At 65.7% G+C, this 23,724-nt stretch carries 22 protein-coding genes; 11 read left to right on the top strand and 11 right to left on the bottom strand.

From position 1 onward, the window contains the following. Nucleotides 1-246 precede the first annotated feature (246 nt). From NK214_RS03670 to NK214_RS03655, 4 genes are all read left to right on the top strand, one after another. A complete protein-coding gene (locus tag NK214_RS03670; RefSeq protein ID WP_107798111.1) occupies nt 247-510 on the top strand; it encodes a hypothetical protein in 264 nt (87 codons plus the stop codon). Nucleotides 511-680: 170 nt separating this feature from the next. Then, entirely contained in the window at nt 681-2,162 is a 1,482-nt protein-coding gene (locus NK214_RS03665) for a flagellar filament capping protein FliD (RefSeq protein WP_158274223.1), read from the top strand. 92 nt (nt 2,163-2,254) lie between these two features. After that, nucleotides 2,255-2,953 carry a FadR/GntR family transcriptional regulator gene (locus NK214_RS03660; protein WP_253313789.1) on the top strand — a complete coding sequence of 233 codons (699 nt, stop codon included), beginning with the start codon at nt 2,255-2,257 and terminating at the stop codon, nt 2,951-2,953. Nucleotides 2,954-3,024: 71 nt separating this feature from the next. Further along, nucleotides 3,025-4,296, top strand: a complete 1,272-nt coding sequence (locus NK214_RS03655) for an MFS transporter (protein ID WP_253313788.1) — start codon at nt 3,025-3,027, stop codon at nt 4,294-4,296. 208 nt (nt 4,297-4,504) lie between these two features. On the opposite strand, the gene NK214_RS03650 is transcribed toward NK214_RS03655, so the two are convergent. From NK214_RS03650 to NK214_RS03640, 3 genes are read right to left on the bottom strand one after another with little or no spacing between them, the layout of a single operon-like run. Then, nucleotides 4,505-5,029 (bottom strand): DUF2946 family protein, encoded by a 525-nt coding sequence (locus tag NK214_RS03650; protein WP_227106865.1) that lies wholly within the window; start codon nt 5,027-5,029, stop codon nt 4,505-4,507. Between the two features lie 55 nt (nt 5,030-5,084). Continuing rightward, a complete protein-coding gene (locus NK214_RS03645; RefSeq protein WP_253313787.1) occupies nt 5,085-7,577 on the bottom strand; it encodes an ABC transporter permease in 2,493 nt (830 codons plus the stop codon). Continuing rightward, entirely contained in the window at nt 7,574-8,266 is a 693-nt protein-coding gene (locus NK214_RS03640; protein ID WP_048414370.1) for an ABC transporter ATP-binding protein, read from the bottom strand. Before NK214_RS03640 ends, NK214_RS03645 begins: the two co-directional genes overlap by 4 nt. Before the next feature lie 2 nt (nt 8,267-8,268). Here NK214_RS03640 and NK214_RS03635 point away from each other — a divergent pair, with 2 nt between their 5' ends. After that, the gene (locus NK214_RS03635; protein WP_107798106.1) at nt 8,269-8,868 is read left to right on the top strand and encodes an arylesterase; all 600 of its coding nucleotides are present in this window, start codon (nt 8,269-8,271) and stop codon (nt 8,866-8,868) included. 100 nt (nt 8,869-8,968) lie between these two features. After that, nucleotides 8,969-10,255, top strand: coding sequence for an MFS transporter (locus NK214_RS03630; protein ID WP_253313786.1), 1,287 nt, complete (start codon nt 8,969-8,971; stop codon nt 10,253-10,255). 76 nt (nt 10,256-10,331) lie between these two features. Here the strand turns inward: NK214_RS03630 and NK214_RS25145 are convergent, their stop codons facing one another. The 6 genes from NK214_RS25145 to NK214_RS03600 form a co-directional block, all read right to left on the bottom strand. Further along, entirely contained in the window at nt 10,332-11,573 is a 1,242-nt protein-coding gene (locus tag NK214_RS25145; protein ID WP_146176562.1) for a GGDEF domain-containing protein, read from the bottom strand. After that, the gene (locus NK214_RS03620; protein ID WP_107798103.1) at nt 11,570-12,772 is read right to left on the bottom strand and encodes a GGDEF domain-containing protein; all 1,203 of its coding nucleotides are present in this window, start codon (nt 12,770-12,772) and stop codon (nt 11,570-11,572) included. Before NK214_RS03620 ends, NK214_RS25145 begins: the two co-directional genes overlap by 4 nt. A gap of 138 nt (nt 12,773-12,910) precedes the next feature. Beyond that, nucleotides 12,911-13,525 (bottom strand): peroxiredoxin, encoded by a 615-nt coding sequence (locus tag NK214_RS03615; RefSeq protein ID WP_107798102.1) that lies wholly within the window; start codon nt 13,523-13,525, stop codon nt 12,911-12,913. A gap of 291 nt (nt 13,526-13,816) precedes the next feature. Further along, nucleotides 13,817-15,610, bottom strand: coding sequence for an aspartate--tRNA ligase (gene aspS / locus NK214_RS03610; protein WP_227106853.1), 1,794 nt, complete (start codon nt 15,608-15,610; stop codon nt 13,817-13,819). Nucleotides 15,611-15,695: 85 nt separating this feature from the next. Continuing rightward, nucleotides 15,696-16,364 carry a DUF502 domain-containing protein gene (locus NK214_RS03605; RefSeq protein ID WP_081550658.1) on the bottom strand — a complete coding sequence of 223 codons (669 nt, stop codon included), beginning with the start codon at nt 16,362-16,364 and terminating at the stop codon, nt 15,696-15,698. A 6-nt stretch (nt 16,365-16,370) separates the two neighbouring features. Beyond that, nucleotides 16,371-16,637, bottom strand: a complete 267-nt coding sequence (locus NK214_RS03600) for an FmdB family zinc ribbon protein (protein WP_107798100.1) — start codon at nt 16,635-16,637, stop codon at nt 16,371-16,373. 265 nt (nt 16,638-16,902) lie between these two features. Here NK214_RS03600 and fabI point away from each other — a divergent pair, with 265 nt between their 5' ends. From fabI to NK214_RS03585, 3 genes are read left to right on the top strand one after another with little or no spacing between them, the layout of a single operon-like run. Then, entirely contained in the window at nt 16,903-17,679 is a 777-nt protein-coding gene (fabI, locus tag NK214_RS03595) for an enoyl-ACP reductase FabI (RefSeq protein WP_107801628.1), read from the top strand. Nucleotides 17,680-17,690: 11 nt separating this feature from the next. Continuing rightward, complete coding sequence (locus NK214_RS03590; protein WP_235084438.1) at nt 17,691-18,626, top strand: phosphate acetyltransferase; 936 nt, start codon at nt 17,691-17,693, stop codon at nt 18,624-18,626. After that, on the top strand, nt 18,623-19,777 hold the full coding sequence (locus tag NK214_RS03585; protein ID WP_253313785.1) for an acetate/propionate family kinase: 1,155 nt from the start codon (nt 18,623-18,625) through the stop codon (nt 19,775-19,777). Before NK214_RS03590 ends, NK214_RS03585 begins: the two co-directional genes overlap by 4 nt. A gap of 88 nt (nt 19,778-19,865) precedes the next feature. Here the strand turns inward: NK214_RS03585 and NK214_RS03580 are convergent, their stop codons facing one another. Then, nucleotides 19,866-20,921, bottom strand: a complete 1,056-nt coding sequence (locus NK214_RS03580; RefSeq protein WP_253313784.1) for a phospholipase A — start codon at nt 20,919-20,921, stop codon at nt 19,866-19,868. 93 nt (nt 20,922-21,014) lie between these two features. Continuing rightward, nucleotides 21,015-21,278: a 30S ribosomal protein S20 gene (rpsT, locus tag NK214_RS03575; RefSeq protein ID WP_048409254.1), complete on the bottom strand. Its 264-nt coding sequence runs from the start codon at nt 21,276-21,278 to the stop codon at nt 21,015-21,017. A 126-nt stretch (nt 21,279-21,404) separates the two neighbouring features. On the opposite strand from rpsT, the gene murJ reads away from it, so the two are divergent. Both murJ and NK214_RS03565 read left to right on the top strand, forming a co-directional pair. Then, nucleotides 21,405-22,940, top strand: coding sequence for a murein biosynthesis integral membrane protein MurJ (murJ, locus tag NK214_RS03570; RefSeq protein WP_253313783.1), 1,536 nt, complete (start codon nt 21,405-21,407; stop codon nt 22,938-22,940). Nucleotide 22,941: 1 nt separating this feature from the next. Further along, complete coding sequence (locus NK214_RS03565) at nt 22,942-23,709, top strand: CPBP family intramembrane glutamic endopeptidase (RefSeq protein ID WP_053077365.1); 768 nt, start codon at nt 22,942-22,944, stop codon at nt 23,707-23,709. Nucleotides 23,710-23,724 lie beyond the last annotated feature (15 nt).

Below are 23,724 nucleotides of genomic sequence, written 5' to 3'. Positions count from 1 at the left end.
CGGATCCTGCCTTGCGCCCGACGGGCGCTGCCTGCGTCGGCGCGCCTTGGCTCAGCCTCCCCGCGAGGTTCGCTTAGCGGTTCTTAAGAGGCCGCGAATCCGGCCGCGTTTACTGACAATGCTGACATCTATCGATGCAAACCGTTACATGACGTCAACAAAACGCAGTGTTCATGCGCTATAACTTGGAGTATCGTTTTTCTCGCCCGTCATGGGCCCGACAACCTGTGCTACCAAGGATGAATCATGCGCAAATACCTGATGATCGCTGTTCTGGCCCTGACTTCCGCCAACCTGGCGCTGGCTGACGCCGCCTGCGACGCCAAAGCCGCCGAGAAGAAACTGGCCGGCGCCGCCAAAAGCAGCTTCCTGAAGAAATGCGAGAAAGACAGCGCCGCGGCCAACGCCCAGAAAGCCTGCGACGTCAAAGCCGCCGACAAGAAACTCGCCGGCGCGGCCAAGGCCAGCTTCGTGAAGAAATGCGTGAAGGACGCGGCTCCGGCCAAGTAAGCCCCCTCCCCGGCGGCCTGTCCGCCGGGACAGCCCGCTCGCCGGCAAGTCCCTGATTTTTCGCCTACACTGAGATGTGGCAACAGGGATTCTGCGGGTGAGCCATGGCAAACAATATCCTTGGAAATTACAATCCGCTGTTATCGCTTTTCGGCAATAACAACCAACTCTTGAGCGGTTTATTGGGCTCCTCGCCCATTGTGCCGCTGATCCGGAGCAGCAACAGCTCGCCAAGCGCCGGCACCGATCCCAATGTGGTGCTGATTTCCGGGCTGGGCCAATTGCTGTCCAGCCTGAACATCTTCCAAGACAGCCTGCAACAGATCTATTCCCCGTACGCGGTCAACAACTCCATCAGCGGCAGCAGCAGCAATCCGTCGGTGGCCAGCGTCTCCACCGCCGCCGGCGCGCAAAACGGCAATTACAGCGTATCCGTCTCGCAACTGGCCCAGGCTCACAGCGCGGTCACCGCCTTCACGCTGCCGGACACCAGCAGCACCGCGGTGGGCAGCGGCAGCCTGACCATCAAGACCGGCAGCTACGCCTACACATCGTCCACCTCGGCCAGCAGCTTCACGCCCAGCGGCAGCTCGGCCACGCTCTCCATCAGCAACGGCACGCTGTCCAGCATCGCCACCGCCATCAACGGCTCCGGCGTCGGCATGGTGGCCAATATCGTGCAGAACGCCTCCGGCAATTATCAATTGCAGATCAGCGCCGCCCAGACCGGCGCCAGCAACAATTTCCAGATCCTGGTCAGCGACAACGACGGCAACAACACGGATCAGAACGGCTTGTCGCGCTTGGCTTTCGACCAGACCCAGGCGGTGGGTAGCGGGCAGAATCTGACCCAGACCCAGGCCGCGCAAAACGCCAACTACCTGATCAACGGCGCCTCCGGTTCCAACGCCGGCAACAGCGGCATCTCGCTGGGCGCCTCGGTATCCATGGACTTGCTGTCCACCGGCAGCACCAATATCTCGGTCAAGCTGGATCTGAACGGCCTCAACGGGCAGGCGCAATCGCTGGCCGACGCCTTCAACACCCTGCAAGGCAGCCTGAACGCGCTGCTGGTCAGCGGCGGCCTGCTCAGCCGCGACCCCATCGCCAAGCAATTGGCCAACAGCATGAACCAGCAGGCCGGCGCCAGTTACAGCAACGGCAGCTCGCTGCTGGTCAAGCTGAACCAGATCGGCCTCAATTTTCAATATCCGCAGCAGTTCGGCCAGATGGGCAGCCTCAGCCTGAGCAACAACAGCCTGCAAAGCGCTTACAGCGGCGACTCCCAGGGCGTGGCCAATCTGCTCTACACCGCCGCCCGGGCGCTGAACTGGCTGGCCAACAGCTACGCCTCCTATGGCAACGGCACCATTCCGCAAACCCTGACCGCCTTGCAGAAAATGCAATTCAGCCTGCAGCTGCGGCAGTCGGCCACCCCGACGTCCAACACCGTCCCCGCCAACCTCGCCTCCTTGACCGGCAACCAGTCCGGCACCATCCAGCTGAGCGCGCAGCAGATCAGCGCGCTATCGCTATACGCGATGGTCTACTCTCTGGGCGCGCCCTATGCGGTCAATTCCCAGATTCTGAACAACGGCCTGGGCCTGTCCGGCAACGGCAACAGCGGCAACGGCATCTCCACTTATGCATGATTGATATTTGCTATTTGTTTTTCATCTAGCATTGCCTGCGCCGTATTGTCTCGTTAAAATTCATCGGATGATTGGATGAATAAGGAGGCCGCATGCTGGCGCTGCCCTATAAACGCTCGCTGGTCGACATCGCCGTGGAAAACATCGCCAAACGTCTGGCGGACGGCGACTGGCCGATAGGCGCTCGCATTCCCACCGAACCGGAACTGGCGGAGCAGCTGGGCGTCAGCCGCAACACGGTGCGCGAGGCGGTGCGGGTGCTGCTCTACGCCGGCCTGCTGGAGGTGCGCCAGGGCGACGGCAGCTATGTGCGCGCCACGGTCAACCCCGGCGAGGCGATGCGCGCCATCAGCCGCGCCAGCCTGCGCGAGCACTTGGAAGTGCGCTGCATGCTGGAGGAAAGCGCGGCGCGGCTGGCGGCCGGCCGCTGCCCGGAAGCGGATCTCAGCGCGATAGCGGACGCGCTGGCGCGGCGCGGAGAACGCCTGCCGCAGGAGCCGCTGGAGGACTTCATCGAGCGGGATCTGGAATTTCATCTCGCCATCGCCAACGCCAGCGGCAACCAGGCTTTGGCCGAGCTCTACGCCTATTTTTCGCGCGCGGTGCGCCAGCACGTGCAGCAATCCATCCTGGACGAGGCCTTGCCGGACCCGGACCTCGCCGCCCACCAGGCCATTTACGAAGCCATACGCCAGCGCCGGCCGGACGAGGCGGCGCGCGCCGCCGCCGCCATCACCCGCCCCTTGCTGGAGGCGCTGGACCGCTTGCTGAATCGCTCCAACACGGATTAAGCCCGATTTGAGCCGGCCCCCAGGCGCGGGGAGCCGGCTCCGACAACAACAAAAGCGCAGAAGGAAAACCCATGTCCACACCCAAATCCATGCCGGATCATCTGCCGGTTGAAGACACGCTGATCGACGCCGAGATCGACGACGCCGGCGTGCAAAGCCAGCGCCCCGCGCTGCACCGTCCCTGGCTCTTGCTGCTGGGCCTGATCCTGGTCGGCGTCAATCTGCGGCCGGCGCTGTCCAGCCTGTCCCCGGTGCTGCACGACGTCGCCGCCAGCCGCGGGCTCAGCGGCCTGATGGCCGGCCTGCTCACCACGCTGCCGGTCGCTTGCCTAGGCGTGTTCGGTCCGCTGGCGCCGCGGCTGGCCCGCCTCTGGGGCAGTGAAAAGACCATCGCGCTGATTCTGGTGACCCTGGCGCTGGGCATCTTGCTGCGCACCCAGTTCGGTCAATTCGGCCTGTTCGCCGGCTCGGCGCTGGCCGGCGCCAGCATAGGCATCATCGGCGTGCTGCTGCCCGGCATCGTCAAGCGCGACTTCCCCGCCCAGGTCAGCCTGATGACCGGCGTCTACACCATGGCGCTGTGCCTGGGCGCGGCGCTGGCCGCCGGCCTGACCGTGCCGGCGATGCGCTGGATGGGGAACAACTGGCAGGGCGCGCTGGCGATCTGGGCGAGCCCGGCGCTGCTGGCGCTGCTGGTGTGGTGGCCGCAGACACGGAGCCGGCAGGCGTCCCACCACGGCCAATGGCTGGTGCGCGGCCTGCTGCGCGACCCTCTGGCCTGGCAGGTGACTTTGTTCATGGGCCTGCAGTCCTCGATGGCCTACATCGTGTTCGGCTGGCTGCCGTCCATTCTGATTGACCGCGGCGAGACCGCGCTGCACGCCGGCCTGCTGCTGTCCATCTCCATCATGGTGCAGGTGCTGTCCTCGCTGCTGGTGCCGGCCCTGGGACAGCGCTGCCGCGACCAGCGGCCGCCGATCGCCGCCACCGTGGCGCTGGTGATCAGCGGTCTGCTGGGCATGTTGTTCGCGCCGACCGACAGCCTGCTGTTCTGGGCGGTGCTGCTGGGCCTGGGCCAGGGCGGCCTGTTCAGCATGGCGCTGAGCCTGCTGGCGCTGCGCTCGCCGGACCCCCATGTCGCCGCCCATTTGTCCGGCATGGCTCAGGGCGTCGGCTACGCGCTGGCCTCGCTCGGCCCGCTCAGCGTGGGCCTGATCCGCGACCAGACCCACGCGCTGTGGCCGCTGGGCCTGTTGTTCTCGCTGATCTCCGCCGCCACCTTCGCCATGGGCATGCTGGCCGGGCGCAAGCGTCTGGTGCAGGTGGAGTCGCGTCCGCTCTAAGAACCTGTTTACGATCTGCTACGCGTCGTGGAGCGTTACACGGTGAGTACGGCTTCAAAATACTCATGTACCGTGTGTACACTCCGCTTTTTCAGCCGTTTTCGCCTTGTCTCGCCCTTGCTCGCGAGATTGTAAACCGGTTCTAAGCCATCCGCGGACCAAACAAAACCCCGGGCTTGCCCGGGGTTTTGTTTGGAGGTGAAACGGCTCAGCCCTTGGGCCGGCCGACGATGCCGTAACGCCGCCACAAGTCCGGCAGGCTCTCCTTGCCCAGCGGGATGGCGCTCTTGCCCAAGGCCAGCCGGTCCGGCAGCGAGTCCATGTCGCCGTCCCAGCCCGGCGCCCCTTCTTCCAGCACCGCGGCCAGGTCGCGGTCGTCCACCGCCGCCAGCTCGCCGCCGATCTCGATCAGCAACATGCCCTCCGGCGTCAGCCAGGCGGAGCGCGCCGGCACGTCGTCGTCGTAGGGCAGCGTGCGCCAGCCCGACGGAGTGCGCCGCGCCACCAGCGGCGCGGCGTCCAGCGTCACATAGACTTTCTGCGGCCCGTTCTGCACATAACAGCGCCCCAGCCCGTCGCGGCTGTAATTGCGGCCGAAAAACTCCACCATCGCCTCGTGCTGCAGGCGTTCGTCCTTGATCCACCACTGGCCGCGCGCATCCAGCCGCAGCCAGCCGAACACGGCGGGCACGTTCGGCCACTTGGCCATTGCCGCCTGTACTATCGCATCCATCATGCGTCTCCTTGCGGGCTTGCTCCCGCTTGATTCTCAGCTTTGACCACTACACTCAGATCGCTCTCAACACCGCCATCGGCGACGTTCTGGTCACCCGCCCCACGAGCGGCCAACCGGCCACCACCACCACCAGCGCGCCGCTGGCGACGCCGGCGGGCAACAGCCACGGATTGAACACCAAGGGCAGATTGAACAATTTGACCGAAGCCAAAGCGCCGATGCCCATGGCGCCCAAGGCCGCCAATAAACCGGAAAACGCGCCCAACCAGGCCAGCTCCGCCAGCACCACGCTGCGCACCTGCCGCCGCGACGCCCCCAGCGCCCGCATCAGGCCGACATCGAACAGCCTCTCGTCGCGAGTGGCCGCCAGCGACGCCCACAACACCAGCACGCCGGCGGCCAGCGCCAGGCCGAACATGGCTTCGATGCCGCGCGACAGCTTGTCCATCATCGCCCTCACCTCGCTCAGGATCGCCCCGACGTCGATCACGGTCAGATTGGGAAACTCGCCCACCAGGCGGTTGACGAAGTCCTCGTCCGCCGCCTCCAGCCGGAAGCTGGTGATCCAGCTGGCCGGCTGCTGGCTGAACTGGCCCGGCGTGCCGATCACGAAGAAATTGACGCGGAAGCTGTCCCACGGCACTTCCCGCAAACTGCTCACCTTGGCGCGGTAAGCGGTGCCGGCCAGATCGAAGACCAGCGTGTCCCCCAGCTTGATGCCCAAGGTGGCGGCCAGCTCGCGCTCCACCGAGAACTGCGGCGGAATCCGTTTCTGAGGCTGCCACCACTGGCCCGCCGTCAGCTTGTTGCCCGGCGGCAACTCGTCGCGCCAGGACAGGTTGAACTCCCGCTCGGCCAGCCGGCGCGCGCGTTCGTCCTCGTAAGCCGACGGCCGCACCGGATGCTCGTTGATCGCGATCAGCCGCGCCCGCACCATGGGCGCCAGCTCCGGCGCCGCGCGTCCCTCCACCGCGAAGGCGTTGCGCACGCCGTCGAGCTGGTGGCGCTGGATATTAATGACGAATTTATTCGGCGCGTCCGCCGGCACGCTGCGCTGCCAGGCGCCGATCAGGTCGTCGCGCACAATGGTCAGCGTCAGCAAGGCCATCAGGCCCACCGACAAGGACACGATCTGGATCACCGCCAGCCAGTGGCGGCGCGCGATATTGGCGATGCCGAAGCGCCAGCCCACCCGGCGTCCGCGCGGCAGCCGCCGCATCAGATAGACCACGCCCAGCGCCAGCGCGCCCACGGCGGCGAAGAAGCCCAGCATGCCGGCCAGCAGCCAGCCGGCCACCGCCAGATCGCCCACCTGCCAGGCGGCCAGGCCCAGCAAGGCCACCAGGGCCAGCAAGGGCGCCAGCACGCCCTGGCGGGTCGGCGTCAATTCATCGCGCAGCACCGCGGCCGGCGGCACGTCGCGTATGCCCATCAAGGGCGGCAGAGCCAGGCCGGCCAGCAACACCAGCGAGGCCAGCGGCCCCACCAGCCAGGTCAGCCAGCCCGGGTCCGGCAGTATTTCGCCGACATAGCCGCTGGCCAAGCGCATCAAGGCCAGCTGCACGCCGAAGCCGCCGGCGGTGCCCAAGGCGCCGGCCAGCAGGCCCAGCAAGAGGAACAGGCTGACGAACAGCCCCCACACCTCGCCCGCCGTCAGGCCCAGGCAGCGCAGCACCGCCACCTGCTGCCAATGGCGCGCCAGATAGCGGCGGACCACCAGCGCCACCGCCGACGCCGCCAACGCCACGGTCAACATCGCGGTCAGGCCCAGGAAACGCCGCGCGCGCTCCAGCGCGGTGCGCACTTCCGGCCTCGCCTCCTCGACGTTTTCCAGCCGCGCGTCCTTGGGCTTGGCCTTGTCCAGCCACTGGCGGAAGTCGGCGATGCCGCGGTCGTCGCCGGCGAACATCAGCCGCCAGCGCGCGCGGCTGCCCTCCTGGATCAGGCCGGTGGCGGCCAGGTCGGCGCGGTTGAACATCAGCCGCGGCACGAAGTTGTACAGGTCCATCGCGCCGTCCGGCTCGCGGACGATTTCGCCGGCCAGCCGCAGTTGCGCGCCGCCGACGCCCAGGGTGTCGCCCAGTTTCAGCTTCAAGCGCCGCATCAGGCGGGCGTCGGCCCAGGCTGTGCCCGCGGCCGGCCGCAGGCTGCCGGTTTCCACGCGGCCGTCGGCCAGGCGCACGCTGACTTCGCCGCGCAAGGGGTAGTTGTCGCTGACCGATTTATACGTGGCCAAAGCCGCCTGACCGCCGGAAAACACCATGGAGGGAAAGCTGATGTTGTCGGCCAGCCGCAGACCGCGCTTTTCCGCCTCGCGGCGGATGGGTTCCGGCGCCGGCTGATTGCCGTTGAGCACTAGGTCGGCGGCCAGCAGCTGCGTGGCCTGGGTGGTCAGCGCGCGCTCCACGCGATCGGAGAAAAAGGCCACGCTGCTCATCGCCATCACCGCCACCACCAGGGCCAGGGCCAGGATGGTCAGTTCGCCGGACACCAGTTCGCGGCGGATGAAGCGCAACACCAGGGTCAAGCGGCCGGCCAGAGTCATGAGCGCGCCCCGTTGAGCTTGCCTTCCACCAGCCGGTAGATGGCGTCGCAGCGGCTGGCCAGCTCGGTGTCGTGGGTGACCAGCACCAGAGCGGTGCCCTGTTCGGCGTTGAGCTGGAACAGCAGATCGATGATCTGGCGGCCGCTGTGCGGGTCCAGATTGCCGGTGGGTTCGTCGGCGAACAAGAGGCCGGGATGAATGACGAAGGCGCGCGCCAAGGCCACCCGCTGCTGTTCGCCGCCGGACAAATGGCGCGGATAATGGCCCAGCCTATGGCTGAGGCCGACGCGGTCCAGCATCTGCCGCGCCGCTTCGCGCGCGTCGGCGCGGCCGGCCAGCTCCAGCGGCAGCATCACGTTTTCCAGCGCGGTCAGTTGCGGCATCAGCTGGAAATTCTGGAACACGAACCCCACCTTGTCTCTGCGCAGCAGCGCGCGCGCGTCTTCGCTCAAGCCGGACAGCGCCTGGCCGAACAAGGACACCTCGCCGCCGGACGGATGATCCAGCCCCGCCAACAGGGACAACAAGGTAGACTTGCCGGAGCCGGAAGCGCCGACGATGGCCACGCTCTCGCCCGGATACAAGGTCAGCGTGGCGCTGCGCAGGATGTTCAGCGGCTCGCCGTGGAAATGCACCTGCTTGGCCAGCTCGCTGGCCGCCAACACCGCCTGGGTTTCAATTGGATTCATTTATGCGCTCGATACTAAGCAAAGTTCTACTTTCCGCCGGCCTGTGCCTGCTGATGCTGCCGGCGTCCGCCGCGACGATACTGGTCTTCGGCGACAGCCTGTCAGCCGGTTACGGCCTCTCTCCCGGCCAGGGCTGGGTCAGCCTGCTCGCCAAGGAGATGGGGGCGAAGCACCGCATCGTCAATGCCAGCATTTCCGGCGAAACCACCGCCGGCGGCCTGGCCCGCTTGCCGGACGCGCTGGCGCGCCACCGCCCGGACATCGTGGTGCTGGAATTGGGCGCCAACGACGGACTGCGCGGCCTGCCGCTGGAGCAAATGCGCGGCAACCTGTCCAAGATGATCGCCTTAGCCAAACAAAGCAAGGCCAAGGTAGTGCTGGTGGGCATGGCCCTGCCCCCGAACTATGGCCCGCAATACGGCGCCGAGTTCCGCAAAGCCTACGCCGACCTGGCCAGGCGCGAGCGCCTGTCCTTCGTTCCGCTGCTGGTGGCCGGATTCGAGGCCGATCTATCCAAGTTCCAGCCAGATGGTTTGCACCCGGTCGCCGCCGCCCAGCCCGCGATGATGCGCACGGTCAAGGCCAAGCTGCCGCTGAGCTGAAAAGCCGCGGCGTCCCGGGCGGACGGATATTCATGGTGTTGACTTTCTTCGTTGCAACGCAGCAAGATAAGTCAAAAGCATAATCATATCCTGGATTCTTATGAGCCGCCCGCCCCCCTCCCCCTGGCTGAAACGCCTGCTGTCCCCCTATCGCGGCCTGCCCGCCACGGTCTACATCCAGGTGCTGTGCAGCCTGATCAACAATATCGGCGGCATTTCCAAACTATTCCTGCCGCTCTATCTGCGCGAGAGCTACCAGCTGGGCTATGCGCAGATCGGCCTGACCATGGCGGCCTACGGCGCCGGCGCGCTGCTCGGTTCCCTCAACGGCGGCTCGCTATCCGACCGCTTCGACGGCCGCAAGCTGGCCACGCTGTTCCTGTCCGTTTCCGGCCTGTGCCTGCTGTTGCTGGCGCTGGCCATCCCGTTATGGCTGTTCGCGCCGGTCTTGCTGGTCTCTGGTTTCGCCGACGGCGCTTTCCGGCCGGTCAATCTGCGCCTGGCGCTGGAGCCCTGTCTGCCGCGGCAGCGCGCGGTGGCCCAGGGCATGTTGCGGGTGGCCTTCAACCTGGGCGTCGCCGGCGCCGGTTTGCTCAGCGGCTCGCTGGCCGCCATCGGCTATGGCTGGGTTTACGCCGCCAACGCCGCCGCCACGCTGAGCGCGGCGCTATGGCTGGCCTGGGCCTACCGCCGCGCCGGCACGGCCCACGCAGAGCCGCCGCGGGCCGGCGAAGACGCCGGCGGCCGCCAAGGCCCCTGGCGCGACGCGCCCTTTCTGCGCATGTTGCTGGGCATGGTGCTGATGACCGCGGTATTCGACCAGATCTATGTGACGCTGGGACTGTTCCTGCGCGAGCATTACCAGCTGGGACCGCAATGGGTGGGTTATCTGTTCACGCTGAACGGCCTGATGGTGGTGGCGCTGCAGATCGCCATCAGCCGCCGCATCCTGGATTGGGGCCTGCTGGCCAGCACTCAAGCCGGGGTGCTGTTGACCGGTTTCGCCTTCCTGTGGCTGACCCTGGGCCAGGGTCCGCTGTGGGCGGTACTGATGATGGCGACGCTGACGCTGGGCGAACTGCTGGTGTCGCCCTGCTACGCCATGCTGGTGATGCACCGCTCGGAAGGCCGGCTTCGCGGCCGCTATCTGGGGCTGTACAACGCGGTGTGGCAGGGCCGCACCCTGTTCGCCCCGGCGCTGGGCACCTGGCTGTACGGCGCCGTGGGCGGCATTGCGCTATGGTGGCTGTGCGCCGCCGCCGTCTGTCTGTCGGCGCTGATCCAGCAGCCGGCGCTGCGCGCCATGCTCGCTAATGAGCCCGAGCCGGCGCCCCCAAACCCGTACAAGCTCTCGCAAGCCCGCGCGAGACAAGGCGAAAACAGCTGAAGAAACGGCATGCACAGGCGGCGCGCGAGCCGGCCGGAGCGGCGCTCACGAAACGCGGCGGGCCTTGATCAGCGGCTCAGCCGGCCTGGCCCCGCTCCGGCTCCGCGTTCCACAGGCATACCCGGTTGCGGCCGGACGCCTTGGCGCGGTACAAGGCGGCGTCCGCCTGCAACAAGGCCTGCTGGCTGCCGTTCAGCGGCGGCTGGCCCGCCACGCCGATGGACACCGTCTGCGCATAGCCTTCCGGCAAACCGTCCAACTGGGCCTGCGCCAGGCGCAGCCTGACCGCCTCCATTCTTTCCGCCAAGCCCTCCGGCGCCAAGCCCGGCGCCAGCACCACGAACTCCTCGCCGCCATAGCGCGCCAGCGTCATCCAGGCCTCCAGACAGGAGGCGATGTGCTTGGCCGCCTGCTGCAGCACCTGGTCGCCCACCAAGTGGCCGAAACGGTCGTTCACCTGCTTGAACTCGTCCAGATCCAGCATCGCCAGGCTCCAGGGGCCCGCGTCGGACTGATCCAGCTCCGCCATGCGGCAGCGCAAGGCCCGCTGGTTCAAACAGCCGGTCAGCACGTCGGAGTCCGCCAGCAGATGCATCTGCTCCGCCGCCTGCTGCAGCATCTGCCTGCGCTGTTCCAGCAGTTCCCTCTTGGCCGCGCTTTCCGCGTACAGATCTTGCAGCCGGCGCAGCACCACCGCATTGCGCTCGCGCAGCCTCACGGTGTCGCGCAGCAGGGGGTTGAAGCTCGACAGGAACTCCCATTGCACCAGGATGAAGATCACCGCGCCCACCAGCAAGGCGCTGTACAGCAAGGTGCCCTCGCAATGGAAGCGGTAGAGCGGATACACCCAGTAGCCGACGAAGAAAGTCAGGTGCAGATCGCGGCACGGCGCCAGCAGCAGGCATACCGCGGCGAAGCCGCCGGCCAGCCACAGCACGACCACGATGCGGTAGGGCCCTTCCTCCTGCGGAAACATGAACCACATCATCATGCTCCACACCAAGGCGCTGAACAGCATCAGTTGCCGCAGCGCCTGGTAATGCCGGAACACCTGGTCCTGGGTATGCGCGTAACGGCGAAAACGGTAGACCAGGCGCGCGAACAGCAGCTGCATCAGCAGGAACATGCCCACCCAGCACAGGATGCGCCAGCCGGGCGCGTGCCCGTACATCAGCACGCCAAACAGAGGAATGGCGATGAAGGACTGCAAGATAGAGAGCTGAAGCATGGAGACGAACTGGCGCACCAGCTCCGCCTCCAGCTGCGGGTGCGCGGCCTGCCAGGGAAACGGCATCAGAATGCCCAGTCTTCGCCTCACGCCCCGGCCTCTCTCGCCAGGCAGACGCGGTCCCGCCCTTGCGCCTTGGCCTGGTACAAGGCCTTGTCCGCCTGTTGCAGCAAGCCCAGCGGATCCACGCCCGGCCGCCAGGCGGCCACGCCGCAGGACAAGGTCACCGGCAAGTCGCCGGTCCAGCGCCGCCAGTCCCAGCCGCCCACCTTGTCGCGCAGCGTTTCCATGCGCCGGCTCAATTCGGCGCCGCTGCAGGCCGGCGCCAGCAGCAGGAATTCCTCGCCGCCGTAACGGCCGAACAGCTCGCCGTCCGCCAGGGCCTGCTGCGCCAGCTCGCACAGCTGCTGCAACACTTCGTCGCCGCGCGCATGGCCGCAGCTGTCGTTGATGCGCTTGAAATGGTCCAGGTCGATGATGGCGATGGCGAAAGGCGCGCCCTGGGTTTCCGAAAGCTCCAACAGGCGCTCCATTTCCCGCATCAGGGTTCGCATGTTCAGCACCCCGGTCAAGGGATCTCGCGAGGCCAGTTCGCTGATGCGCTCCACGGCGCCGTCCAGTTCTATGTTTTGCCGCTCCAGTATCGCGTTGTAGCTGTCCAGCTGCGTCTGTTCCAGCGTCAACTCGCGCATCAGGCTGGCGTTTTCGGCGCGCTGCCCCATGGATTCCAGCGCGAAGCGATGCAATAAGGCGGTGAACAGCGTCAGCGACAGGCAATAGATGATGCCGGAAGCGCCCACCCAGCGCAGCACCGCCTCCGGCGAGAGAAACATGCGCAGCAGCAGCAAGCCCCAGAGCGGGCCGACGAAGCCGTAAAACAGCTCCCGGCGCGCGGACAGCATCGCGCCTTGTACCGCGCTGACCGCGATGCCCCACAGCACCACGATCAGGCTGTAAGTCAGATCGTCGCCGGGCATCAGAATCCAGGCGGCCAGACCCCAGCCCGCGCCCGCGGCGACGATCTGCGCGGAAAAACGCCTATGCAAGGCGGCGATCTGCCAGGCGTCGTGCTCGGGGCAGCGGCAGGCGCGCCACGTGGTGCCCCACAGGCTTAGCAGCAGCAGGCTGAAAAGCAATAGCCACAGCAAGGCGGCCACCAGCGGCGCCCGCCCCCATTCCAGACCGGTCAGCAGGGCCGCGCCCAATAAGGCGTGCGGCACGGACAGGTGGGTGGAGCGCATCGCATGCAGCATGGTGAAGCTGTCCAGCTGGCTGATCGGCAAAGACATGGCTTGGGCCTGTCCTATTTTGGAAACTTATTGTTAGTTATAGCGAGCAATGCGCCAAACCGGCCAAGGCCGCGCAAGAAAAAGCCCCGCGGGCCAAGGCGCGCGGGGCAGGGTCGGACGCAATCCGTTAAAGACGGATTACAGGTCCTTGGCGTTTTCGGCCAGGTAGGAAGCCACGCCTTCGGCGCTCGGCTTCATGCCTTTCTTGCCCTTGTTCCAACCGGCCGGGCACACTTCGCCGTGCTCTTCGGTGAATTGCAGTGCGTCAACCATGCGCAGCATTTCGTCGACGTTGCGGCCCAGCGGCAGGTTGTTCACCACTTGGTGCTGCACCACGCCGGAACGGTCGATCAGGAAGGAGCCGCGGAAAGCGACGCCGCCGTCGGCTTCAACGTCGAAGGCCTTGCACAGTTCGTGCTGGATGTCGCCCACCAGGGTGTAGCCAACTTGGCCGATGCCGCCTTTTTCCACCGGGGTGTTGCGCCATGCGGCGTGGGAGAACTGGCTGTCGATGGACACGCCGATCACTTCCACGTTCTTGGCTTTGAAGTCCGCCAGGCGGTGATCGAAAGCGATCAGCTCGGACGGGCACACGAAGGTGAAGTCCAGCGGGTAGAAGAACACTACCGCGTACTTGCCGGCGGTAGCTTGCTTGAAGGAGTAGTTGTCAACGATCTGACCATCGCCCAGCACGGCGGAGAAGGTTTTCGCGCCATCGAAGAAGGGGGCTTGTTTGCCAACGAGTACGGCCATTGCGGATCTCCTTAAAGGTCTTGGTATGACTGCGCTTCCCTGTTCGGGCATTGGGAAACGCGGCGGAATGCGAGGCTTTATAAAACAGGGCCGCCGACATCGGCAAATTGTAAATCCATATCGTTGCGATAAAGTTTTGCAATGTCGGCCCGGCAGGCGCTCGCTTACAAGTATGAGGCCGCTATTAGATTGGGCCAAAAGCGCAAGGTTCAAGCCGACGTCTCCGGCCGGCCCGGAATAAAAAACGGCCGCTGCATGGGCAGCGGCCGTCGGCATCGCGTCAAACCGGCATCAAGCGGACGGCTCGGCCTTCTGACGCAGACGCAGGTTCAGTTCGCGCAGCTGCTTGTCGTCCACCGCGTTGGGCGCGTTGGTCAGCAGGCACTGGGCGCGCTGGGTTTTCGGGAAGGCGATCACGTCGCGGATGGACTCCGCGCCGCACATCAGCGTCACCAGACGATCCAGGCCGAAGGCCAGGCCGCCATGCGGCGGCGCGCCGAACTTCAGGTTGTCCAGCAGGAAGCCGAACTTGTTCTGCTGCTCTTCCGGGCTGATCTTCAGCGCGCCGAACACTTTTTCCTGGATCTCGGCGCGGTGGATACGGATGGAGCCGCCGCCGATTTCCCAGCCGTTCAGCACCATATCGTAGGCGCGCGCCAGGCAGGCGCCCGGATTGGTGGCCATCAGGTCCTCATGGCCCTGCTTGGGGCTGGTGAACGGATGGTGGCAGGCGGTCCAGCGGTCGTCGTCCTCGTCGTGTTCGAACATCGGGAAGTCCACCACCCACAGCGGGCGCCATTCCTTGACGAAGTAGCCGTTGGCCAGGCCGTGTTCGTGGCCGATCTTGATGCGCAGCGCGCCGATGGCCTCGTTCACCACCTTGGCCTTGTCCGCGCCGAAGAAGATGATGTCGCCGTTTTGCGCGCCGGTGCGCTCGATGATGGCTTTCAGGCCGTCAGCGGACAGGAACTTGACGATGGGCGACTGCAGGCCTTCTTCAGTCGGCTTGCTGGCGTCGTTGACCTTGATGTAGGCCAGACCCTTGGCGCCGTAGATGCCGACGAACTGGGTGTAGTCGTCGATTTCCTTGCGGCTGAGGCCGGAACCGCCCGGCACGCGCAGGGCCACCACGCGGCCGCCCGCCATGTCGGCCGCGCCGCGGAACACCTTGAACTCTTCCGACTTCATCACATCGGTCAGTTCGGTGAATTTCAGGTCCACGCGCATGTCCGGCTTGTCGGAGCCGTAGTAGAACATCGCGTCGGCGTAAGTCATGCGCGGGAACTGCGGCAGTTCCACGCCCAGCACGTCGCGGAAGATCTCCTTGGTCATGCCCTCGGTGATGTCCATGATCTGGTCCTCGTTCAGGAACGAGGTCTCGATATCGATCTGGGTGAATTCAGGCTGACGGTCGGCGCGCAGGTCTTCGTCGCGGAAGCACTTGGTGATCTGGTAGTAGCGGTCGAAGCCGGCCACCATCAGCAATTGCTTGAACAGCTGCGGCGATTGCGGCAGCGCGAAGAATTCGCCCGGGTGCACGCGGGACGGCACCAGGTAGTCGCGCGCGCCTTCCGGCGTGGAGCGGGTCAGCATCGGGGTTTCGATGTCGATGAAGCCCTGCTTGTCCAGATGGTTGCGCACGCCCATCGCCACCTTGTAGCGCAGACGCAGGTTTTTCTGCATCGCCGGACGGCGCAGATCGATCACGCGGTTGGTCAGGCGCACGTTCTCGGACAGGTTCTCGTCGTCGATCTGGAACGGCGGCGTGGCGGCGGCGTTGAGGATCTCGATGTCCTTGGCCAGGATTTCGATCTCGCCGGAAATCATCTTGCTGTTGGCGGTGCCGGCCGGACGCTCGCGCACAATGCCGGTGATGGACAGCACGTATTCGCCGCGGCTGCTGTCGGCCAGCTGGAACGCTTCCGGGGTGTCCGGATCGATCACCACCTGCACCAGGCCTTCGCGGTCGCGCAGGTCGATGAAGATCACGCCGCCATGGTCGCGGCGGCGGTGAGCCCAGCCCTTCACGGTAACGGTCTGGCCGAGGTATTTCTTGTCAATAAGTCCGCAATAGTCGGTACGCATTTGGGTAAACCCTTTTTATTCAAATTCGGTGAGGCTTCCCCGCCCGGGGGAAAGAAAGGCGTTAAGGGCTAGACAGGGTGTCGGTCTAGCCCTGCCGATTATGTTCGTCGTTCAGACGCGGACGCTGGGCGGCCGGCGGCGGGTTCGGCGCCACCATGCCCATGGAGATCGCGTATTTCAACGCTTCGTCCACGCTCATGTTCAAGGCGCGGGTGTCCTTCTTGGCCACCATCACGAAATAACCCGAGGTCGGGTTGGGGATGGTGGGCACGTAGACCCCGATGAACTCGTCGTCGGACAGCGATTCGGACACGACTTCAGGCAGCGGGCCGGTTTGAAACGCCACCGTCCACATGCCGGAATGAGGGAACTGCACCAGCAGCGCCTTTTTGAAGGCCTGGCCGGAGTCGGACAACAGCGTGTCGCTGACTTGCTTGACGCTGTTGTAAATGCTTTTCACCACCGGGATGCGGGACAGCAGCGCGTCCCACATGTCCAGCACGCGCTGACCCAGCACATTGGCGGCCAGCATGCCGGTGCCCAACAGAATCAGCACCGACAGCACCACGCCCAGGCCCGGCAGATGGAAGCCGAGCAAGGCCTCCGGCTGCCATTCCTGCGGCAACAGGTTCAGCGTCTGGTCCAGCGAAGTGACGATCAGGTTCAACACCCACAGCGTCACGGCCAAGGGCAGCCACACCAGCAAGCCGGTGACGAGATAGCCCTTAAGCGTCATTTTGATTTGCGGCGTCATCGAGGTTTACGCGCACCCACAGCCGGTGCCGCAACTATGACCGCCGCCGCTGTCCGAAGACGCGGAGGAGGAAGAGCCGGACGCGGACGCGCCGCCCTTGAAGTCCGTGGCGTACCAGCCGGAACCCTTCAGCTGGAAGCCGGCCGCGGACAGCTGCTTGCGGTACTCCGCGCTGCCGCAGGCCGGGCATTGCGCGACAGGCTCGTCGCTGAGTTTTTGCAGATGCTCTTTGGCAACGCCGCAGGCGCCGCAACGGTATTCGTAGATTGGCATAGCTTTGCTTCCCCACCAGTAATCATGATGGCATAATAAACCGAACTCATGCTGCACTGCACTATCCGAGCGTGAACTTACGCTCGGCATGCCTAGTCGGACAGATGCGGACGAACGCCCCCAAGATCAAGCCTTCGTTCCCGCCAAATCGTCGATTATATCCGACTGAATCGTCAATACAAAAATCCCTTTGCTTCATTAGCCCGCAATACTGCCCTGCAACCCTACAAATCCCGGAGGTCACATGGTTTACCAAGAGGGTCAGATGGAAAGCATTCGCAACATTCTTGCCGGCAAGAAAGGCCTGATCGTAGGCATCGCCAACGAGAACAGCATCGCCTACGGCTGCGCCAGCGTGCTGCGCGACCTGGGCGCGGAGTTCGCCGTCACCTACCTGAACCAGAAAGCGGAAAAATACGTGCGTCCGCTGGCCGACCAGCTGGGTTCGCCGCTGGTGCTGCCGCTGGACGTGGAACAGCCGGGGCAGATGGAAGCGGTGTTCGAGGCCATTCGTCAGCAATGGGGCAAACTGGATTTCGTCATTCACTCCATCGCCTATTGTCCGATGGACGATCTGCACGGCCGCGTCACCGACTGCTCGCTGGAAGGCTTCCAGCAGGCGATGCGCGTGTCCTGCTACTCCTTCATCGAAATGGCGCGTCTGGCCGAACCCTTGATGAGCCAGGGCGGCAGCCTGATCACCATGAGTTATTACGGCGCCGACAAGGTGGTGGAGAACTACAACATCATGGGTCCGGTCAAGGCGGCGCTGGAAAGCGTGTCGCGCTACCTGGCCAGCGAGCTGGGCGCCAAGAATATCCGCGTGCACGCGGTGTCCCCCGGCCCCTTGCGCACCCGCGCCGCCTCCGGCATCGCCCACTTCGACCAGTTGATCGAGGACGCCATCGCCCGCGCGCCGCAAAACCGCCTGGTGGAAATCGAGGACGTGGGCACCACCTGCGCCTTCCTGATCTCCGAAGCCGCCCGCGGCCTGACCGGCCAGACCATCTATGTCGATGGCGGCCATCACATCAAGGCCTGAGGGAGCACGCCATGACACGCGACGAACACGCTTTTTCCGACATCCTGCAACAGGCCGTCGGCCTGGGCCCGCTGCCGATGGCGGTGACCCACCCCTGCAGCCGCGAGGCACTGTTGGGCGCGGTGGAAGCCGCCGACCACGGCATCGCCACCCCCATCCTGGTGGCCCCCGCCGCCAGGCTGGCCAAGCTGGCCGACGAACTGGAAGTGGACCTGAGCCGCTTCGAGCTGGTCGACGTGCCGCACAGCCACGCCGCCGCCGAACAGGCGGTGAGCCTGGTCCGCGACGGCTACGCCGACATCCTGATGAAGGGCAGCCTGCACACCGACGAATTCATGGGCGAAGCGCTGGCGCGCGGCACCGGCATCCGCACCGACCGCCGCATCAGCCACGTCTGGATCATGAAGGTGGAGACCTATCCGCGCTATCTCTTCATCACCGACGCCGCGATCAATATCGAACCGGACCTGCTGACCAAGCGCGACATCTGTCAGAACGCCATCGACCTGACCCAGGCGCTGGGCATACGCCAGCCCAAGGTGGCCATCCTGGCCGCGGTGGAAACCATCAATCCGGCGATGCGCTCCACGCTGGACGCCGCCGCGCTGTGCAAGATGGCGGACCGCGGCCAGATCACCGGCGCCATCCTCGACGGCCCGCTGGCTTTCGACAACGCCATCTCGCGCGAAGCCGCCGACAGCAAGGGCATCGTCTCGCCGGTGGCCGGCGATCCCGACATCCTGCTGGTGCCGGATCTTGAGGCCGGCAATATGCTGGGCAAGCAGCTGACGTATCTGGCCGCCGCGGCCTCCGCCGGCATCGTGATGGGCGCGCGCGCGCCCATCGTGCTGACCAGCCGCGCCGACGACGCCAACGGCCGCCTCGCCTCCGCCGCCGTGGCCAATTTGCTGGCGCACAAACGCCGGCAAAGCGGACAGCGGACATGAGCCGGGTGCTGCTCGCCGTCAACGCCGGCTCCTCCACGCTGAAATTCCGCGCCTTCGCGCCGGACGGCCGCCAATTGCTGGCGCGCGGCATGGTGGACCGCTTCGGCCAGGCCAAGCCGGAGCTGCAATTGCTGGACGGCAAGGGCCAGACGCTGAGCCGCCACGCGCTGGACGACGGCAGCCGCGGCAGCGCCATCGCCGCGGTGATCAACAGCCTGGCCGATCAGCAGCTGGAACCGCTGGCCGTGGTGCACCGCGTGGTGCACGGCGGCGGCCGTTTCACCGCCGCCATGCGGCTGGACGCCGACATCCGCGCCCAGCTGGAGGACTACGTGGCGCTGGCGCCGCTGCATCAGCCGGTCAGCCTGTCGGTGATCGCCGCCTTCGAGGAATACGACGCCCGTTTGCCGCAGTTCGCCTGCTTCGACACCGCCTTCCACGCTCAACAGCCGGAAGTGGCCACCCGCTTCGGCATCGCCCGCCATTGGCACGACGACGGCGTCCGCCGCTACGGCTTCCACGGCCTGTCCTACGCCGCCATCGCGCGGCGGCTGCCGGAGCTGGGCCTGGAGCGCGCCAAGGTGGTGGTCTGCCACCTGGGCAGCGGCGCCAGCGCCTGCGCGCTGGACGCCGGCCGCAGCATGGCGTCCAGCATGGGCTTCTCCGCGGTGGACGGCTTGATGATGGGCAGCCGCCCCGGCTATATCGATCCGGAAGTCATTCTCTACTGGCAGGAACAGGCAGGCATGAGCGTGGCCGAGGTGAGGCGCGAGCTGTACAAGAACTCCGGCCTGCTCGGCGTCTCCGGCCTGTCCTCAGACATGCGCGAACTGCTGGCCAGCGATTTGCCGGCGGCGCGCGAGGCCATCGAGCTGTTCTGTTACCGGGTGGCGCGGGAAGTGGCCAGCCTGGCGGCGGCGATGAAGGGGTTGGACGCGGTGGTGTTCACCGCCGGCGTGGGCGAGCACTCGCCGGAAGTGCGCGGCCGGGTGCTGCAACAGCTGGCCTGGCTGGGCTTTGAAGCCGACCAGGCCGCCAATCTGGCCCAGGCGCGGCGGCTGACCACCGCCGCCAGCCCACGCGCGGCCTATGTGCTGCCTACCGACGAGGAAGGCGAAATGGCGCGCCAGGCGGCCGCGCTGCTGCAATAAGCGCAGGGCCCGCCCATGGGCGGGCCTGCTTCGGGCCTGTTCACAATCTTTTCAACAGCCGCGCAGCGAACTCCAAAGCTGGCGAGACTCACTCCAGCCAGTCGCTCATCGTCAGCCCCACGCCCAGCGCGCGGGTGCGCACGTTGTAATCGATCAGGCTTTCGCCGTAACCGTCGAAAGCCTGCACATAACCGCGCAGCTTGCCCTTAACCGGGAAACTCCAGTCCAGTTGCAGTCCATGTTTGCCGCTGTCGAAATTGGGCCGCCACATGGCGCTGAAAGTCTGGCCGCGGTACTGGTAGATCGCCTGCAGATCCCCGTGCCCCATGTATTTGACGATGTCGGGATTGTCGTCCTTGTCGCCGGATTCCGGCAGCCTGGCCCACCAGCGGCCTTGCAGCGTGAACGGACCGTTGTCCAGCGCCGCCATCGCGTACACCCGGTTCCAGCTGCGCGACAAGGGATTGGCGCGGCCGTTGGATTGATGCAACAAACCCAGGCCGCCCATGCGCAGCCGGGTGTCGCCCCAGGCCCAGGCGGACGGCAAGGGGAAGGTAAGAATCAGTTCCGGCTCGTAGTCGGTGCCGCGGAACGGCGCGGAATGCGCCTGGTTGTAGATTTGCCAATGCGATTGCTGGGTGTAGGCGAACCACAGGTTCAGCGGGGTATCGAAAATGTCTTCCCACACCTTGGTCTTGAACGACAGCTGGAATTTGGCCTCGGTCTTGTCCAGTTCCCCGCCCGGCGTCTGGCTGGGCGGCCGGGTCGGCGACTGCGGCTCGTTATTGGGCTTGGCCATCTGCCAGACCGGCAGATAGTAATTGGGGCGGTATAAGCGAAACCCGAAGGTGTCGCCGCGCGAGCGCCCGTCCAGATCCCAGGCTTCGGCCAGCCGGCTGGAAGCCGGCGCGGCATCCGGCTCGACGCCGGCGGCCGGAAGCGGGCGCTCCGGAGGCGCAGCGGCCGCGGAAGACGGCGCTGCGGGCGCCACAGCGGCGGGCACAGCGGCCGCCAGCCCGTCGTAGCAGGCCAGACGCAGCCTGGCGTCCGCCAGGCGGCCGCAATCGGCCAGTTGCTGCGGCAGTTCCGCCGCCAGGGTCTGCGCCGCGCACAAAGCCAGCGCCCAAGCCGTCCATCCCGACATAGCCATGCCTCCAGCGAGGGAAATCGATGCGCCAGACACACAAAAGGCTCCGCGATGCGGAGCCTTTGCGTATTCTTCAGCGCTGGGCTGTGATCAGGCCATGGCCTTGATCTGAGCCGACAGACGGCTCTTGTGACGAGCGGCCTTGTTCTTGTGGAACACGCCCTTGTCAGCAATGCGGTCAATCACTTTTTCGGAAGTCTGGAACACTACCTTGGCAGCGGCTTTATCGCCTGCTTCAACTGCCTTGAGCACTTTCTTAACTGCGGTACGGAACGCAGTACGCAGGCTGGCGTTGTGCGCGCGCTGCTTAAGGGCTGTGCGTGCACGCTTGCGAGCTTGTGCGCTGTTAGCCATGAATCTTTCTCCTGATGAGCGGAATCTGAAACCCGCGATTCTAAGCCCTAAACTCAGGTTTTGCAACAATAAACCTGGCGGCGTACACTAGCGGGCTTGCTCAACGCTAGATAAACCACCCGCAACATGAATCTGCTCAAGGCTCTGGCTGCTGTCAGCAGCATGACCATGGTGTCCCGCATCCTGGGTCTGGTCCGCGATACCATCATCGCCCGCGTTTTCGGGGCCGGCATGGCCGCCGACGCCTTCAACGCCGCCTTCAAGATTCCCAATATGCTGCGCCGCCTGTTCGCCGAAGGCGCGTTTTCGCAGGCTTTCGTGCCCATTCTTGGCGAATACAAGAACCAGCGCAGCGAAGAGGAAACCCGGGAATTCATCGCCAAAATCACCGGCGTGCTGGGCTCGGTGCTGCTGCTGGTTACCGCCGTGGGCATGCTGGCCGCGCCGCTGATCATGTGGATTTCCGCGCCCGGCTTTTACCGCGAGCCGGCCAAGGCCGCCTTGTTCGCCGACATCCTGCGCGTGTCCTTTCCTTATATCTTCTTCATTTCGCTGTCCTCCATGACCGGCAGCGTGCTCAACAGCTGGGGCAAGTTCTCGATTCCGGCTTTCACGCCCACCTTCCTCAACCTGAGCTTCATCGTGTTCGCGCTGTTCTTCAGCAGCCGCTTCGATCCGCCCATCATGGCGCTGGCCTGGGCGGTCTTCGTCGGCGGCCTGGTGCAACTGGTGTGGCAGCTGCCCTTCCTGAAGCAGATAGGCATGCTGGCGCGCCCGGTGTTCGCCTTCCGCGACCCGGCGGTCTGGCGCGTGATCCGGCAAATGGGGCCGGCCATCTTCGGCGTGTCGGTGGCGCAGATCTCCTTGCTGATCAACTCCACCTTCGCCTCCTTCCTGCCCACCGGCAGCGTGTCCTGGATGTATTACGCCGACCGGCTGATGGAGTTCCCGTCCGGCGTGCTGGGCGTGGCGCTGGGCACCATCCTGCTGCCCTCGCTGTCCAAACACGCCGCCACCCGCTCCGACCGGGAGTTCAGCGTGCTCTTGGACTGGGGCATCCGCCTGTCCCTGCTGCTGGCGGTGCCGGCCACGGTGGGCCTGGGCCTGCTGTCCGGCCCGCTGCTGGCCACCCTGTTCACCTACGGCAAATTCACCGCCCACGACGCGCTGATGTCGCAGCAGGCGGTGATCGCCTACTCCTTCGGCCTGCTCGGCCTGATCCTGGTCAAGGTGCTGGCGCCCGGCTTCTACGCGCGCCAGGACATCAAGACCCCGGTGCGCATCGCGCTGATCACCCTGTGCCTGACCCAGCTGATGAACCTGGCCTTCGTGTTTCCGCTCAAGCACGCCGGCCTGGCGCTGTCCATCGGCCTCGCCTCCTGCCTCAACGCCGGCCTGCTGCTGCGCGCGCTGCTCAAGCGCGGCATCTACCAGCCCTCGGCCGGCTGGGGCGGCTTCCTCAGCAAGATGGCCGTGGCCATCGCGGCCATGGCCGCCGCGCTGCTGGCGCTGCAATGGCTGCTGCCCGTCCACTGGCACGGCCCGGCCTGGCAACGCGTGGCCTGGCTGAGCCTGCTGGTGTCGGCCGGCGCGGCCGTCTATTTCGCCGCGCTGTTCGCGCTCGGCTTCCGCCCGCGCGACTTCATGCGCCGCGAGCGCTGAGATGCCGGCCGGCCCGCGCGCTCCTCTTCTGACGCCGGCCGACCGTCAGACCGCCGGCGTGCTGCTGGTCAGCTGCCTGTGCCTGACCTTGCTCTACTACCCCGCCAACCGTTACTGGATGATGGACTGGCTGCTGCAATGGTGGCCGGCGCTGGGCTTGTCCTTCCGCCAGCAGGTGGTGCACAACCCGGACACCGATCTCTACCGCGCCGCCTACTGGGCGCTGGCCAGCATCGCCAGCTACTGCCTGCTGCCGCTGCTGGCCATCCGGCTGCTGGATCGCCGCCCGCTGGCCGACTTCGGCCTGGCCTGGCCGGACCGCGCCACGCTGAAGACGGACCTGAAGCTGTTCCCGCTGTTCTACGCCCTGATGCTGCCCTTGGTATGGTGGGCGTCCGGCCAGCCGGGCTTTTTGAAGATCTACCCCTTCTTCCGGCTCAGCCCCGGCGAGAGCTTATGGCCGCACTGGCTGCTGTGGGAGCTCTTGTATTTCGCCCAGTTCGCCGCGCTGGAGTTCTTCTTCCGCGGCTATATGGTGCACGGCCTCAAACCGCGGCTGGGCGTCAGCGCCGTCTTCGTGATGGTGCTGCCCTACTGCATGATCCATTTTGAGAAACCGCTGCTGGAGAGCCTGGCCGCCATCGTAGCCGGCGTCGCGCTGGGCGCGCTCAGCTACCGCTACCGTTCCATCTGGCTGGGCATCGCGCTGCATTGCAGCGTGGCGCTGACCATGGACTTGATGGCGCTGTGGCGCAAGGGCCTGCTTTAAAAAGCGGCTCACGAT

Source organism: Chromobacterium sp. S0633 (assembly GCF_024158805.1).
GTDB lineage: Bacteria > Pseudomonadota > Gammaproteobacteria > Burkholderiales > Chromobacteriaceae > Chromobacterium.
The sequence above is the reverse complement of the archived record's forward strand: the minus strand, read 5'-3'. Positions and strand labels throughout refer to the sequence as shown.